Raw genomic sequence first — 16,162 nt, 5'->3', positions numbered from 1 at the left:
AGGTAAATATATTTTCTTATTCGTTTTTAATGACTTCTGCCGGATTTGTCCTTGCTATTTTCAGAATACGGAAAATAATAGTCAGAGTAGTAATGACAGCTACGATTATGAAGATTGAAATCCAAAATAGCGGGCCGTCATTAAAGAATACGATATACATGTTTTTCCATAACTGCAGTATGGTATAACATAAAGGAAATGCCATTGTTGCCGAGAGTACAAGCTGATAAATATACGTACGGGCAAACAATATGATAATCTGTTTCAATCCTGCACCATTTACTTTACGAATTGCCACTTCCTTTTGTCTGCGTTCCGTATCCAGTGTGATTGCCGAATAGACGCCTAATAAAGTGATTATAAGGCTGACAAATGAGAAGAATAAGATTATCCCTTTCATGTTGTTCTCGATGGCTTGCGCTTGGTGAATGTCTTCCTGCAAGGTCGAAATGTGTAATTGTATACTCGGTGGAAGATTCTCTTCCAGCATTTTCTTAACGAAAGCCTCTACTTCTTCTGCTTTTCCGGGTACACACTTCAAATAGCAATGACCTACATAATATTTGAAATCACAAGGCAGAAAGACGAAGCCCTGGCTCTGATTGTAAGTGTCGGCTACAAAATCGGAACAAATGCCGCATACCGTGTAGCTATCTTGATAATTGTACAAGGTGGTTCCCAGTAAATCCTTCTTTATACGTTCTACCAATTTACGGTCTGCTACCATGTCACTATTTGTCTTCAGGACATGCCCGGAGAGAATGGGGATATTCATAAACTCGAAAAAGTTATTAGGAACATTCATTATATTGACTTCAAGGCTACTTTCCCGGTTATCTTTTTCTGTCTGCATGCTTGTTCCCGAAATACCTTTCAGATAATTAATATCTGTCAGCATTTTATCTTTTATATCCGGATGTTGACTGATGCGCTCTATGAGAGCAAGCTTTTCGTCATTTTTCATAAAACGGTAATCCATAGGAATACTGATGATTTCGGACTTTTCTTTTTCTGTCAGTGTGTTGAACAGTGTGGAACCGGTCTTGTTAGCCTGCAAATATAAAGCGACTGTAAAGACTATGAATAACCAACAGATGAAAAATTGGATACCCAAAAGACAATTTCGTATCTTCTGTTTGTGGCGTTTGGATTTGTTCTTGTAAATACTTGACTGGATGGAGGCATGCTTCATCCTCCATACGGTAAACAAGCAGAGTAATAAGCATAGTAAAATAACGCCTGCCATATATTCTATTGTCTGTATCAATAATAGGTCCCGTTCAATGACTAATGTGAAATCAAATAAAGAGAATGAAAGGTAAGGGGTAAATATTTCTATCAGACAGAAAGTCAATAAGAAGGCTATGAACGAAATGATAATGGCTTGGGTAAAAAGTAACCAAAATAGTTTGTTGCCATTACTTCCATTCACTTTACGAATGCCGAACTCGTGCGAACGGTTCAGATAACTCCCCGTCAAAAAATGAAAAAAGTTGAGTAGACCAGTCAGTAGAATCAAAAGGCCGACAATGAATGTGATTCCGGCAAAGTAAGGGGCAACGGATTTCTCCCGAAAAAGTTTTCCGAAATTCGAGGCTGATACGGTATTTTTCTCATTGAATATTGTGTGCTTCAAGTCCATTGCACGGAAACTGGCTTCAAGTTGCGCGGATGTTTTGCCCGGACGAAGAAGAGCAAAAGTAAGTCCACCGGTCATACTGTCTCGTCCATCGAATTGTATAAGTCCTTCGCTGTCGTTCAAGATTAACATATCAATCTTTTGGAGAAAGCTAAGGCTGGTATTCAATGGAATATCTTCTATTATCGCTTGTATGGTATAGATGGTACCTCCTGTTCGTGGTGTGGTATTAGGTGAAGAGAAAAGCCGTTGTGCTAAGGTCATTCGCTTTCCTATCGGATTCTCTCCGAGACCAAATATTTTGTGTGCCAGAGAGCGTGTCAGTATCACGGCATTGGGAGTTTGCGATGCTACAGCCCATGAACCTTGTAATACTTCCGGGGTGAACACGCTATGGTAGGCTGTATCTACTTCCATAGCATATAAATCTTCGTAAGGCAGTTCTTCCTTGTCGATAGTTTCCACATTGTAGCTACGTGGGCGGGGATAGGCAACAAAAGTAAATGCTTCTACTTCTTGGAATTGCAATTGGCGCAGACTCTCAAACAACGTAGCGGGAGTTCCGGAATAAGGTTCTTCTGCTGGAGTGTATAGGTTTATGTCTGCAATGCGTTCCCAGTGGGTAAAGCACTTGTCGGTAGAATTTATATAGCGGCTGCAATATAGGCAGATACTAAAACAAAGTATACCTACCGACAGTCCGATGATAGAGATGATATTCTGTGCCTTGTACTTTAATAGGTTTCTGAATGCTGTTTTAATATAATGTCTTATCATAATAGTATCATTATTGTATTATTCGCTTTTGATTACTTCCGCCGGATTCTGTCGTGCAGCCTTTTTTACTTGATAAACCAATGTTAATATGGAAATTAATGATATGATGATTGCTGCAATAATGAACAACCAACTGCTGATGTTGGCTTTGTAGGCAAAATCTTTCAGATAAATGGTTATTCCCCAATAAGATATAGAAATGGCAATCAAAAATGACATTGCTAATATGATAATGTATTTTTTGAGTAATAACAATAAAATTTCCTTATGTGTAGCGCCATGTACTTTTCGTATAGCTATTTCCCGGTATCTTTGTTGTATGTCAAATAAGGACAATCCAAACAAAGCTATTGAGGATATTAGAATGGCCATAAAGGCGAAAAAGGAATAGGTAATAGTTATTTGCTTGTCTGACTTATAGAGATTCTCAACTTCCTGTTTTGCAAAAGTATAATTGAAGGCTCCATCAGCATTGTCGTTGTGTAGGTTTTCCAGGAAGGCAACGGCATCTTTTTGATGTCCTGGAGCAATTTTAGCTTGCAAAGGAATTTGTGAAAGATATGTTTCACCGTATATAAAAGCTATAGGAAGAACCGGTTGGGATAAATGTCCGCAATAAAAATCTTCGACGATACCTATAATCTGATAAGGGCTCAAATCCCTACGCGGCCATAAAGGTTGTTGGGGTTCCAGCCGGGCATTGATTGCGCTTTCGAGTCCGAAGAGTTGCATGGCTTTTTGATTGAGAATCAGTTTTGCTTCACCTTCATGGTCGATGTCGGCATCCCATAAACGTCCCTGGGATAAACGGAAGCCATGAAATCTTATTTCTTCTTCTGTTATGGGAATGCAATACAATTGTTTGAAATTGGCTTCTCCGAGCTTACGGAAAAGTACCGGAGATTCTGTGAAATATTCATAAGGGGATAAAGAGTAATTCCATGCCGTGAATAAAGGAGAGGCATTCATTGCAGTGGATATATTTTCTTTGGAGGCTTTGCGCAAGGAGGTCTGTTTCAGATATTCTGCTTCAGTGGTAGGCTGTTTGCGTTCATAGCGTTCAAAATGGACTTTAACGATAGAGTCTGTGTCATAGCCTAAATCTATATGAGTCATTTCATACAGTTGTTTGGCGAAGAACATGGAAACAACTATTAGAATGAATGCCACGATATACTGAATACTCAGATAGAGGTTTCTTACAACAGACGATTTTTCACCACTGCCTATTTTCCGTAATGAATGGATAGGCGTGTTGTATTTGAATTTAAAAAACGGATAGATTGAAGCTGTCAATGGCTGTAAAATCAGGATAGCTATGGTTATTCCTATGTCAAATATACCATTAGGTTGTTGAATGACATCAAAATATTTATTTAAGGGAAAGACGGAAATCTCGACAAGGAACCAGGCTATAAATAATGATACAAGTGTCAGACATAAATTCTCGATATATAGTTGGGAGAATAGCTGTGCTGAATTGTTTCCAAAAACCTTCTTTAGTCCGAATTCTTTGCTTCGTTTCAATAATACAACCGTATAAAGACTCATAAAATTGAAGATGCCTACAATTAAAATTAGTACAGCAACAAGTGCCAATAGATGTAGCTGTGGTAAATTCCCCCTTTGCAGCATGTCCTGCCAAACATCAATGGCTGGATGAAAATACACTTCACGCATGGGAAGCAGTTGATACCTGAATTCAACATCCGCAGCACGTGGAGATTGCCGGAACGCTGCATGCCGTGCATTTATCTTCGTAAAGGAAGCCCCTTTATGAATTAATGCCATTTTCATCGGGAAACGGAACTCCCAATCCTTCTGCAATGTTTCAGGAACAAGCAAGTCGAAATGAAGCGAGCGTTTCCCTCTGTCTTTGCCGATAACTCCGGTCACCGTAAGAGGGTCACCGGTAGAGTATTCAATGGTTTTGCCGATAGGATTTATGTTCCCGAATAGTTTCTCACTCAGCTCTTCTGTGATAAAGGCGGTTTGTGGAGACGCCGCCCATGATTCGGCTTTTCCATATTTCATGGGAAAATCAGTCACTATTAGAAACAAGCTGTCTGCTACAATCGTTTCTACATCAATATGTTTTTCTTCCTTTATGATATAGTCTTTATTGAACCATACGAAAGTGGACATCGCTTCTATGTCTGCATCTTCGAGGGGACCTCCGATAACTGCCGTTTTATTGTTGTCATCTTTGTATTCCTGCACCATGATGCCTATCCGGTCTTTGTTGGGACTATAACAATCTACATCATTTTCCTGCTTCACGTAGCGGAATATAATAATGACACAAGCCAAGCTCAGTGCCAGTCCGATAATATTGATTACCGTATATACTTTAAACCTACTTAATGTTCGGATATATAATAGTATGAGTTTCATATTCGTGTCTTTTATTCGTTTTTCATAATGCTTGCCGGATTGATGTTGGCAGCCTTGCGGATTTGCCAGAACAATGTACTCATCGAAATGAATGTAACGACAGTCAGTCCGATAGCAAATATTCCAATTGAAAGAGGGGCCTTTACTGCAAAGTCTCTTGTGTATTCATTGATGGTATAATAAGCAAGAGGAGTTGCTAAAAGGAAAGCGATACCCAACACTACCATATATTTCCGAAAAAGTAAAGAATAAAGGTTATTTAGTTGTGCACCATTAATCTTACGGATGCCGATTTCCCGATAGCGCTGTCTGATGTCAAACAATGAAATGCCAAACAGCCCGAGGCAAGAGATGGCAATGGCTGTACCGGAAAATATGATATAGATAGTAGCGACTTGTTTGTCTTTCTGGTAAATCGCTTTCACGTCGTTTTCCAGCAATGAATATTCGAATGTTTCACTGCCATAAATCCTGTATTCCAAATCACGGAGAAACTTCAGTAAATCGCTTAACCGTCCCGGAGTGTAACTTATCTGAAAAAGATCGCCGCTTTGAATCGGATAGATTTCAAAGATGGTGGGCTGTATGCCGGAACAGAGATGTCCGTTGTAATAATCTTCCACTATGGTTGAGATAGGAATCATAGTCGCGTCCGTGCTATTCCTTTCCTTGTAGTCCTCTATAATCATGGCACCATCTAAATTGTCATAATGCAAAGCCTTTAGTGCCGAACGATTGACGGCAATTGTTTTTCTTCTATCATCTTCATTATCTTTATATTCCGGCATTTCTCCTTCTACGACCTTGATTCCGTATAGTTTAAAGAAATCGGGCGAAACATATTCATGTTTCAATGTCGCCTTTTCTCCTTTGCTATTTTGGTAGGTGACATTGAAGGTAGGCGAAAGTATATTCTCGTAATTGGAGTACCAGCATTCTATGAAAGGGCATTGGGACAAGGCGTTTCCGATTTCTTGTTTACGTTTGCGCTGTGCTTCGCGGGCATCCGGACTTCTGTAAGTATTCATATCGCTGGATTCATATATTAATTTGGCTATCAATATGTTTTCCGTACGGAATCCCGGATTGGTATGGAGTAATACGGACAGTTGCTTGTTGAAGTATAACGAAAGTGTTATCAATAAAAAAGTAAGTATATACTGTACAGATAAGAATATCATGCGAATTCGTACAGAACGAAAGCTTGTACTGATATTGCGGATAGAAACCGTAGGCGGTGTGCAACTGTATTTTATAAAAGGATAGAGTGAGGTCAACAGCGGCAATGCCATTATTATTGTCAACGACAGCCATACATCGAAAGACGTGTATGGGAAAGGAGCGTTGAGCAACCTTGCAATAGGCATGGATATGATTTCTATGATAAACCAGGCTATCAATAGTGCAAGGCAGGCTATCAGAAAATTCTCTGTCCATATCTGGAGAAACAGTGTGCCTCTGCTCAAGCCAAATACTTTCTTAATGCCATACTCTTTGCTGCGCATCATCATGAATATCAGGTAGATGTTTACAAAATTGATGATTCCTACCAATAGCAACAGCGCGCATACGCCCGAAAGGATATAAATATGGGAAGAGTTGCCGGAAGATAACATCGTAGGGCATTCTGCCGATTCTACGATTACATTGTTCCAATAGATGCCGCCCACGGGGATAAAAGAAAATGTATATTGCCTGTTGTCGTACTCCTTGTAATGGGGATTTACCCACCGGGGATGGCTGCCTATTTTATTCATTAGGTCGATGTTGACTCCCGGCATGAATTTGACGAACTCTATGGGGAGGCGTTCCCAACGCTGGGTCAAGAAAGAGGAAAGGACCACGTCAAACTGCAAGGATGTCTTGTTGTGTGGAGCTGCCAGTACGCCCGATATTGTGACATCCTTTCCATTTGTATAGCGCAGTACCTTCCCTATCGGATTTTCTTTTCCGAAGAGCTTTTGGGCATAAGACTCTGTCAACAAAGCCGACTCGGGAGCATTGAGCGAAGAACTTCCTTGAACTACCTGATAAGGAAATAATTGGAAAAAACAACTGTCCGCCACCAATACCCGGGCAGAATAGCGGTTGTGGTCATAAACTACATAGTCTTTTTCCAACAGGATGATTGAAGTCTGCTTGTCAATGTAGCGTTTGTCTATATAGATGCTGTCTTTTGCATGCGAAATATATCCCAAATGTCGATCTCCTTCCATCTCTCTCGCCACTCCATAGACATGTTCCCGGTCTATGCAATGTGTATCTACCGTCAGTTCTCTATGTATATATCGCATCAGCATGATGCAGCAGGCAAGGCTGAAGGCGAGCCCCAGCAAGTTTATAACCGTGTATGATTTTGAGCGTATCAGGAAACGCCAAGCGTATTTCGGTGTTTTCATTATATGTCAAATTTATAATTTTTATGTCTTTTATTCGTTTTTCATAATGCTTGCCGGATTGATGTTGGCAGCCTTGCTGATTTGCCCAATAATAGTCAACAAGGAGATGGCAGTTGTTATGGCTACTGCTACGGCAAACAAGTCGAATGTCAAAGGGGCTTTGTGGGCAAAATCCTGCAAATAGAGGGTAATGGCAATCCATGACAAGGGTATGGATAGCAAAGTGGCGACTCCCATGACCGAGAGATACTTTTTAATGAGTAAGGGATAAATATCCTTTGCTTGCGCACCGTTCACTTTGCGTAAACCTATCTCACGGTAACGTTGCCGAATATCGAACAAGGATATTGACAATAATCCCAATGAAGAGATGAAAATGGCTATTCCGGCAAAGAGCGTATAAATGTTCACCACTTGACGGTCTTCACGATACATCTTTTGGAGTTCATCTTCTATCAGCGTATATTCAAAGTCGGTTCTTCCCGTAGATTCTTCGTATAAGCGGCGCAGGAAATCAATGACTTTGGCTTTATTCTCGTGCTTATACGAGGCTGTAACAGTATAAATTCCGCCTATGCTTGCATCGTGATAATAGATGACAACCGGTTGGATGGATTGTGAAAGGTGCCGAACATTGAAATCCTTTATGACCCCTACTATCTCGCAAGGTGGATTGTAGAAATCCGGTAAGCTGCTTGAGGCGTAGTGTGGTTCTTCAGGTTGCAGCTTGTCTTTGGTGATGTCTTTTATTCCATAGACTCTTTTAGCGGTTTCGTTGATAATTACCTTGAAACTGTTTTTGGTGAACGCTTCATCTATGGAGTCGTTCCATAGGCGCCCCTCTACAAGTTGAAAATCGTATATTGCCATGGAGTGGGTCGTTAAATGTGCAGATAATGCCGGATGGAAACCGTTTTCGGCTCTGTTGAGCGCAAAACTGTCAAAACGGAAGTCGGTGAACAGCAAGTCGTTTCCTCTGCTCCAATGCTCAAACAGAGTGCTTTCACTCATTCGTTTATTGACCAAAGCATTACTTATATATTGTCTTTTTCCTTCATCCAATCCCTCCTCTTTAGTTGTTTTATATAAGCCCAATTTATCGACATACATCCGGCAAGTTATCACATCGTGCGAGCGGAAACCGAGGTCGGCGCAGAGCATATACTCCAACTGCCGTACAAAGAATAGAGAAACGGTTATTATAAAGATGGTTACGACATATTGAAAACACAGTAATATCATGCGTGACCGTGTGGAAAAGCGTGAAGATGCCAGCTCGCGTATGGAGTTGACGGGTCTGCTACATGTGTATTTCAAGAACGGATAAACAGTAGTCAGCAATGGCAATCCTAAAAGTACGATGGCAGAGACCTTCCGGTCAAAGCCGGAGTCTGTTGTGGTAGGTATATAAAGTTCATGGAAAAAGAAAAACCTGGTTATTTCTATTAAAGCCCAGCAAAGGAGTAATGCCAGTCCCGTCAATAAGATGTTCTCGGCATATATTTGCAGGAAAATGTCTGTCCTGCCTGCACCGAACACTTTTTTCACCCCAAACTCTCTTGACCGCTTGGACATGATGACAGTGTAGATGTTGATGAAGTTCAGCAGCCCTATGATACCTACCAGGAAGGCTACTACCATCAATACCCGGACATAGCTTTGGTTGCCATATTGATAGTTCTTGTTTTCTTTTCCGTGGTCTTTATCGTAATATAAATCTTTCAAAGGCAAATACTGATAGCGTACTGTCTCATAAGTGCTCCATTTGCTGCGGGGGTGTTCTTTTGAATACTTTTTATTCAGCAGTGCAATGTCTGTATCCGGTGCCATCAGCATGGCGTATATAGGGTCGAAAAAAAGGAATTCATCCAGTTCATCCGACATAAATATATCCGGCATCCATGATGTCTTGGTATCGGGGTCGTCCACCACTCCTATAATAGTGAATTTATTCCCTTTTGTGTTTTTGAAAGTAGCGCCTATGGCATTCTTCCCTCCCAGCTTCTTCTTCCAAAAAGAACGGGTGATGACAACATCCCTCGGGCGGACTATTCTTCCGCTTCCGGCAATCACCCTATATGGAAAGATTTTGAAGAAGGTGCTGTCTACAGAAAAAGCGTTCGCTGCAATTTCTTGTTCACCGAACAGAACGGGCATATCCGATATTTGATAAATCACCGTAAATTGTTCTACGTCAGGATTCTTTTCCAATCCCGACCGGTAGCCTCCCAAGAAGTTCTCACCACTGCTGGTAGAGGTTTTTATCAGGCAAATGCGTTTATATTCGGGAAAGCATTGGTTCACTGTATTTTCTTGGTGGATATATCGGGCTACGGTGAGTACGCAAGCCAAACTGCACGCCAGTCCCAATACATTGATAAGGGTGTATGCTTTGAATTTCAGCAATGCATTGATGGCTAAGATTATTTGTCTCATAGTGCGTAGTTTTATTTCATTATCAATTCTTCCGCCTCGCCAAAGGTATCATATCCCGTTGTAATTACCCAATCTCCGGGCTGCAAACCTTCCGTAATCTCGTATTGTTGCGGGTTTTGGCGACCGATGCCAAGCGGCACACGCACGGCTTTTGTCCTTGTGGCGTTCAGTTTGTAAATCCATTGTCCGCCGGTACTCTGGTAGAAGTTGCCGCGCGGGATGATGAGCGCCTCTTCCGGCTGGCCTAACTCAATCTGTACCCGGAAGCTCTTGCCTACACGTACGTTGTCGGGCATGTCACCGGTGAAGACGAGGTCTACGTCGAACGTGCGGTCTTTGACTTCGGGAACCACTTTCGTGATGCGCAACGGGTATTTTCTTCCCTGATAATTGATGGTGGCAGGCAATCCGGTGATAATGCGGTCGATGTAGTATTCGCTCAGGGAAGTATGCACTTTATATTGGTCCAGCACCTTGATTTCCGCAATGCTTTCGCCGGAAGCGACCTGCTGTCCCGGAGTCACCTTGACAAAGCTGAGCTGGCCGGCGACGGGAGCTTTCACCACCAGGTTGCCGAGTCGTTCGCAGGCGCGTTCATACTTCTTCCGTTCCCGTTCGCGGTCGTTCTTGATGAGGTCTTTGCGGATGACGGTGACGGCAGAGTCATGACGGAGGCTTTCCCTTTGAAGATGGGCATTTTTCACTTTATAGTTGTATTCGTCCTCGGAAACTTCGAGCTGCGCCTTGCTCTTGATGCCCATGCGGTACTCCTCCTTGTCAAGGGCAAAACTCTTGCGCAGGCGGTTGAGGTCATAATCGGTCTGCAGGGCTTGTTGTTGCAGGTTCAGGCTTTTCTGCTCCATTTCAATTTCTTTTTCGCGGTAGGTGATAAGTTGCTTTTCCCAGTCGTCGCGCTGGTCTTCAATGCTGCGCAGCAGGTCGGGGTTTTCCATGACGAGGATGGTATCTCCTTGCCGGAGCAGGCTCCCCTCCTCTCCTATGATGCGTTCCACGCTTCCGGTTTCACGTGCATTGACCTTGATGGTAAGGATGGGCTGAATCACTCCCTCCACATCTACATATTCCATAAATTTGCCGTTCTTGACTTCGGCTATCTGTATGTTGTCTTGCTCGATGCGCAGTTTGCTGGGACCCAGCGAAAGGGTGACTACATAAATCAGGAAGGTAAGGAAGGTAACGCCTCCCGCCAGATAGTAGCGGTAACGGATGTACCAGGGTTTCTTTTCAAGTTTTATATCCATAATGCAATATTTTATATACTCTTTTTTTACTTTTCAGATACTCCCTTCAGAAGTACTTCTGAATAAGGGTTCCGAGTTTTACTAAAACTTCACCGGAGATTTAGTAAATCGTCACCGGAGTTTTAGTAAATCTCCGGCCAGCTTTTACTAAAACTATTCCACGATTCTATTATTGTATAGATTCTTCATTAGTAACCCTTTCCAAGTCTTCTGCCAGTGGCCTCTCTTTTTCAAAGTCATATAGCGTGATGCTTCTCAGTGTATAGTACAGACTCCAATAGTTGTACAAAGCCGTTATATAGCTTCTCCGGGCCGTATCTTTTTCCGTGATGGATGCATTGAGGTCGAGTACCGAGGACTTTCCGAGCAGATAGAGTTTTCGGGCTACTTCGGCGCGTCGTTGGGCTGTATGGTCTGTGCGGGCGGCTATGTTTACCCGTTGCGCCTGCAGGTTGAATTGCTTTACGAGTTTCCGTACGTTCAAGTCGAAATCCGTCTTGTCCTGCTCTACCTGCGTGTAGACAAGGTCTCGGTTGGAACGGGCCACGCGTACTTGTCCCCTTCCGCGCCCCCAGTCCAGGATGGGGAGGGTAATGCCCAGGCTGACGTACTGCTGGTCCAGTGGATTCCGGTAGGCATCTTTCAGCTTGTCGGCAGTTTGTGTCAAGCCGAAGCGCAGGTAGATGTCTGCCTTCAGTCCGGCATTGGCCTTGGCGCGCGACACGGCACTCTCGCTTTCCACCTTGCGGCGCAGCATGTTCTGTATCTCCGGACTGTTTTCGTTGGCAAGCATCAGTGCGGCATCCAGGTCGATGTGCAGGTCGGGCACGCGGTTGTCTATTCTCACCTTTATAAGGAGGTCTTCTTGGATGCCGAGGTAGGAACGGAGTTCCTGCATGCAGTTTTCCACTTCGATGCGGGCATTCATGCAGTTGGTTTCTTCGGTCAGTTTGTTGAGTTCGAGTTGCAACATTTCGTTTTCGCTGATGGTGCCGATGTTATATCGTCCTTGCGCATATATATATAAGGTGTCTGCATTGGCGTAGTTGGCGTTGGCTATTTCGTAGTTGCTTTGTGCTTTGGCCAGGTTGAAGAACTTCTCTGTGGCATTGGCGGCAACAAGTTCAAGGGTTTCTACGTAGGTTTTCTTGGCTTCGCGATAACGGATAGGTTCGATGCGCCGATCCCACTTCAGGCTGTTGTAGCCAAACAAGGACTGGCTGTATCCGATGTTGACGGGTGAAGTCTGCCAGGAATAAGTGTCGCTGCTGAAAAGGTCGAGACGCTGCGCAGCCGTTTCAATGAAAAAGGTTCCTCCGGTCCACGGCACGTTTTGTGTCAGACTCAGTGTCAGGTCGGTACTCAGCAGGTTCTGCTCTATGAACTTGACGTTGCCATCGCTTTGGGTCACTTTGTTGATGGCACGGTCCAGATAAGGATTGGAAGTAAGCTTGAGCGTCGGCAGGTAGTTGGCACAGTAGTATTTGTAGTTCCAATAAGCGGAACGGAAGCTATGGCGGGCGTTTTGGGCGTCGGGCGACTGCTGGCGGGCCTGCTCGATGGTTTCTTCCAAAGTCAGCTCCAGTGTGTGCTCTTGGGCAACGGCACTCGACATCAGACTGAATGTAATAAGCAATAAAAATATATTCCGGTGCATAGTTGTTTTCTTTACTCTATAAAGTTCAAATTCTATGCCATAAGTATAAGTTATTGTATTATAAGTGTTTGTTGTGGTTCGAAGCTTTCCAAACGTGTGCAGTTGCGCACAAAAATAGTGCGATAATGCACGCACAACACATGGATATTATACTTATCTTTGCCCGTACAAGAGATGTGGGATTGTGTAGGCCTTGCCTGCACGAAAAGAAAACAGATATGGAGCAGTTTGGTAAAATATTGATTGTAGATGATAACGAGGATGTCCTTTTTGCGCTGAACCTTCTTCTCGAACCCTACGCCGAGAAGATAAAAGTGGCAGTGACTCCCGACCGCATCGAGCATTTTATGACCACTTTCCGTCCGGACATTATTCTGTTGGATATGAATTTCAGCCGTGATGCCATCAGTGGTCAGGAAGGTTTCGACAGTTTGAAGCAGATTCTCAGTATCGACCCGCAAGCAGTGGTCATCTTCATGACTGCCTACGCGGATACGGACAAGGCAGTGCGTGCCATCAAAGCGGGGGCTACGGATTTCATTCCCAAGCCGTGGGAGAAGGAAAAATTGTTGGCGACCCTTTCTTCGGGCATGAAGCTGCGTCGTTCGCGGACCGAGATAAATCTGCTGAAGGAGCAGGTGGAAGTTCTGAGCAATGCCACAGCGGGAGGCTCCGAAGAGGTTATTATCGGTGATTCTCTTGTCATGCAGCAAGTCTTCTCTACAGTGGAGAAGTTGCGCGATACGGATGCCAACATACTTATATTGGGTGAGAATGGAACCGGAAAGGATGTGATTGCCCGCCTGCTGTACCGCAATTCTCCCCGCTATGGAAAGCCGTTTGTTACGATAGACCTCGGCAGTATCCCCGAACAGTTGTTCGAAAGCGAGTTGTTCGGCTACGAGAAAGGCGCCTTCACCGATGCACGGAAAGCGAAAGCTGGACGTATGGAAGTGGCAACCGGCGGCACGCTTTTTCTGGACGAGATAGGTAACCTTTCCCTGCCCATGCAGGCCAAATTGCTGACTGCCATCGAAAAGCGTTGTATCAGTCGTTTGGGAAGTACGCAGGCTACGCCCATTGATGTGCGGCTCATCTGCGCCACCAATGCAGACATCCGTCGGCTGGTGGACGAAGGAGACTTCCGCCAAGACCTGCTGTATCGCATCAACACCATCGAGTTGCATATTCCACCTCTGCGGGAACGCGGAAACGACATCCTCCTGCTGGCAGAGTATTTCCTGCAACGGTATGCCCGCAAATATCAGAAAGAGATGCGCGGGCTGACCCGGGAGGCGAAAAACAAGTTGTTGAAATATGCCTGGCCGGGTAATGTACGTGAGTTGCAGCATACAGTGGAACGTGCTGTCATATTGGGAGACGGTTCTCTGCTTCGTCCGGAGAACTTTATGTTCCAAGCTTCTGTTTCCCGTCAGAAGAAGGAAGAAGAAGTCCTCAACTTGGAGCAATTGGAACGGCAGGCTGTGGAACGTGCCATGCGGCTCAGTGAAGGAAATGTGACCCGTGCCGCCGAATACTTGGGCATTACTCGCTTCGCCTTGTACCGGAAACTTGAAAAACTGGGCTTATGAAACGATATTCATTGATTGTGGCACTGCACATCATCGGCATAGCCTTCCTTTCGGTCGGCGTTTATCTGCTGGTGGATGCCGGACTGTGGTTCAGTGCACTGATGGCTTTTTTGATATTGCTGGCGATTGCCGTTCATCTGTACCGCCTGCAGATGATGCAGGTGCGCATGATGCGCCATCTGGCAGAGAGCCTGCGCTATGACGACATGATGCTGTCATTCCGTTCTCCCTACAAGAACCGGTCTATGGAGGATATGGTGGACGAGCTTTCCGAAGCGATGAGGAATTTCCGTACCCGCGTGCTGGAACGCAATGAGATGGAAGCGTGGCAAAAGCTGATACGTGTGCTGACGCACGAAATAATGAATTCAATCACTCCCATCATCTCCCTCTCCGAAACCTTGAGCGAGCGGGAAATGTCGGAAAAGAACTATCCCGTCATGCGGCAGGGAATGCAGACTATCCACCGCCGTAGTAAGGGGTTGTTGGAGTTTGTGGAGAATTACCGGAAGCTGACAAGACTTCCCGCCCCCGTCCGTCGTCCGGTTGCCGTCCGCGAGCTGTTGCAGGATTTGCAGAAGCTGTTTTCGGAAGAGTATATCCGGATAGAGCTTCCGGAGGCCGACCGCATACTCCAGATAGACCGGACACAGATAGAACAAGTACTGATTAATCTGATTAAAAATGCCAAAGAGGCATGTAGCAGGAAAGAGCATCCCCGGATAGAAGTGAAGATGCTACCCGCCCTCTCGTGGCAATGCCTAATCACTGTCAGTGACAATGGTGAAGGCATTCTGCCGGAAGTGCAAGATAAGATTTTTGTACCGTTCTTCACCACCAAGCCTTCCGGTTCGGGCATCGGGCTCAGTTTATGTAAACAAGTGATGAACCGGCATGGAGGGAATATCACGGTGCAGTCTGCTGTGGGAAAAGGGAGTTGCTTTACGCTGCTATTTGGATAAGTGGGAAAGAGGGTATATACAAAAATAAGCTACTGAAAAATCAGTAGCTTATTAATTTCTGTCGGGGTAGCGGGATTCGAACCCACGACCCCCTGCTCCCAAAGCAGGTGCGCTAACCGGACTGCGCTACACCCCGAATACTTTACTTCTGAAAAGCGAGTGCAAAGGTAAAAACAATTCTGATACCAACCAAACATTTAGGCAAGTTTTATGCAATTAAAATTACATTTTCAGATAGAAATCTTTCGTTAAAGCTACATATTCAGGGGTAAACTCATTGTGATTCACCTCAATACAGAGTTTCTCTTCTCTACACTCTTTTGCTTCAAAACCAAAGTTCAGCAATACCCGTCTGCACGGTTTTCCGGGCTTGGTGAAGACTTGCACACGATGCAATGGAAACAACTTATGGTTCCAAGCTGTATCCACAACCGTTTTTTCAGCTTCCGCTGGAATAATGATGCTTACGACTCCTTGCTCTTCAAGCAAAGATGCCGAACGATGAAACAGTAAATCGTAATTCAAATTGCCCGCATGCCGTGCTGTGCACCTTTGTTCGTCAGGACATTTCAACGCATCTATAAAATAGGGAGGATTGGAAACGATGAGGTCAAATCTGTTTTCCGGCTGATAATCTCGGAAATCATGACATATGACCTCTACTCTATCGGCCCATGGAGAGTGAGATACATTTTCTGTGGCTTGTCCGGCTGCAGCCGCATCTATCTCGATTGCAGTAATCCGGGCATGCGGATTCCTTTGCGCTAACTGTAAGGCTATTAATCCGGTACCGGTTCCAACGTCCAGTATACGCTTTGCTTTGTCTGCCGGGGCCCATGCCCCAAGTAGTACACCATCTGTGCCGACCTTCATGGCGCATTTATCATGAAATATGGTAAATTGTTTAAACTTAAAAGATGATTTTGGCATGTTTATCTTCTTTAATTGGGCTCAAAAATAATCAAAGCCTGCATATTTGTCATAAAATTGGCACTGTTTTTGTCTTTTTAAAGGGTGAAGAACGTTTATTTATGAAGAAATAGC

9 protein-coding genes and 1 tRNA gene are annotated in these 16,162 nt (G+C 44.2%); 2 read left to right on the top strand and 8 right to left on the bottom strand.

Going from position 1 to position 16,162, the window contains the following annotated elements; all coding sequences use genetic code 11:
• Window positions 1–16 precede the first annotated feature (16 nt).
• From DW947_RS07040 to DW947_RS07015, 6 genes are all read right to left on the bottom strand, one after another.
• A complete protein-coding gene (locus tag DW947_RS07040) occupies window positions 17–2,416 on the bottom strand; it encodes an ABC transporter permease (protein ID WP_119958474.1) in 2,400 nt (799 codons plus the stop codon).
• An 18-nt stretch (window positions 2,417–2,434) separates the two neighbouring features.
• The gene (locus DW947_RS07035) at window positions 2,435–4,810 is read right to left on the bottom strand and encodes an ABC transporter permease (protein ID WP_057281058.1); all 2,376 of its coding nucleotides are present in this window, start codon (window positions 4,808–4,810) and stop codon (window positions 2,435–2,437) included.
• Window positions 4,811–4,821: 11 nt separating this feature from the next.
• Window positions 4,822–7,209, bottom strand: a complete 2,388-nt coding sequence (locus DW947_RS07030) for an ABC transporter permease (protein ID WP_057281059.1) — start codon at window positions 7,207–7,209, stop codon at window positions 4,822–4,824.
• A gap of 30 nt (window positions 7,210–7,239) precedes the next feature.
• The gene (locus tag DW947_RS07025; RefSeq protein WP_057089398.1) at window positions 7,240–9,645 is read right to left on the bottom strand and encodes an ABC transporter permease; all 2,406 of its coding nucleotides are present in this window, start codon (window positions 9,643–9,645) and stop codon (window positions 7,240–7,242) included.
• Between the two features lie 11 nt (window positions 9,646–9,656).
• Entirely contained in the window at window positions 9,657–10,907 is a 1,251-nt protein-coding gene (locus tag DW947_RS07020; protein ID WP_119958473.1) for an efflux RND transporter periplasmic adaptor subunit, read from the bottom strand.
• Window positions 10,908–11,076: 169 nt separating this feature from the next.
• Window positions 11,077–12,564: a TolC family protein gene (locus tag DW947_RS07015; protein WP_009038402.1), complete on the bottom strand. Its 1,488-nt coding sequence runs from the start codon at window positions 12,562–12,564 to the stop codon at window positions 11,077–11,079.
• A 218-nt stretch (window positions 12,565–12,782) separates the two neighbouring features.
• On the opposite strand from DW947_RS07015, the gene DW947_RS07010 reads away from it, so the two are divergent.
• Both DW947_RS07010 and DW947_RS07005 read left to right on the top strand, forming a co-directional pair.
• Window positions 12,783–14,156, top strand: coding sequence for a sigma-54-dependent transcriptional regulator (locus DW947_RS07010; RefSeq protein ID WP_035448543.1), 1,374 nt, complete (start codon window positions 12,783–12,785; stop codon window positions 14,154–14,156).
• Complete coding sequence (locus DW947_RS07005; protein ID WP_005837150.1) at window positions 14,153–15,118, top strand: sensor histidine kinase; 966 nt, start codon at window positions 14,153–14,155, stop codon at window positions 15,116–15,118. The genes DW947_RS07010 and DW947_RS07005 overlap by 4 nt, the downstream gene beginning before the upstream one ends.
• 61 nt (window positions 15,119–15,179) lie before the next feature.
• Here DW947_RS07005 and DW947_RS07000 read toward each other — a convergent pair.
• Window positions 15,180–15,254: transfer RNA gene (locus tag DW947_RS07000), tRNA-Pro, on the bottom strand.
• Between the two features lie 86 nt (window positions 15,255–15,340).
• Window positions 15,341–16,048: a tRNA1(Val) (adenine(37)-N6)-methyltransferase gene (locus tag DW947_RS06995; RefSeq protein ID WP_005825467.1), complete on the bottom strand. Its 708-nt coding sequence runs from the start codon at window positions 16,046–16,048 to the stop codon at window positions 15,341–15,343.
• Window positions 16,049–16,162 lie beyond the last annotated feature (114 nt).

The organism is Bacteroides sp. AM44-19 (genome assembly GCF_003603395.1).
Taxonomy (GTDB): Bacteria; Bacteroidota; Bacteroidia; order Bacteroidales; family Bacteroidaceae; genus Bacteroides; species Bacteroides uniformis.
The sequence above is the reverse complement of the archived record's forward strand: the minus strand, read 5'-3'. Positions and strand labels throughout refer to the sequence as shown.

What these genes read in the sequence shown, in the direction of transcription:
- DW947_RS07010 (WP_035448543.1), top strand. Translation starts at nt 12,783, where the DNA reads ATGGAGCAGTTTGGTAAAATATTGATTGTAGATGATAACGAGGATGTC.
- DW947_RS07035 (WP_057281058.1), bottom strand. Translation starts at nt 4,810, where the DNA reads ATGAAACTCATACTATTATATATCCGAACATTAAGTAGGTTTAAAGTA.
- DW947_RS07030 (WP_057281059.1), bottom strand. Translation starts at nt 7,209, where the DNA reads ATGAAAACACCGAAATACGCTTGGCGTTTCCTGATACGCTCAAAATCA.
- DW947_RS07005 (WP_005837150.1), top strand. Translation starts at nt 14,153, where the DNA reads ATGAAACGATATTCATTGATTGTGGCACTGCACATCATCGGCATAGCC.
- DW947_RS06995 (WP_005825467.1), bottom strand. Translation starts at nt 16,048, where the DNA reads ATGCCAAAATCATCTTTTAAGTTTAAACAATTTACCATATTTCATGAT.
- DW947_RS07015 (WP_009038402.1), bottom strand. Translation starts at nt 12,564, where the DNA reads ATGCACCGGAATATATTTTTATTGCTTATTACATTCAGTCTGATGTCG.
- DW947_RS07020 (WP_119958473.1), bottom strand. Translation starts at nt 10,907, where the DNA reads ATGGATATAAAACTTGAAAAGAAACCCTGGTACATCCGTTACCGCTAC.
- DW947_RS07040 (WP_119958474.1), bottom strand. Translation starts at nt 2,416, where the DNA reads ATGATAAGACATTATATTAAAACAGCATTCAGAAACCTATTAAAGTAC.
- DW947_RS07025 (WP_057089398.1), bottom strand. Translation starts at nt 9,645, where the DNA reads ATGAGACAAATAATCTTAGCCATCAATGCATTGCTGAAATTCAAAGCA.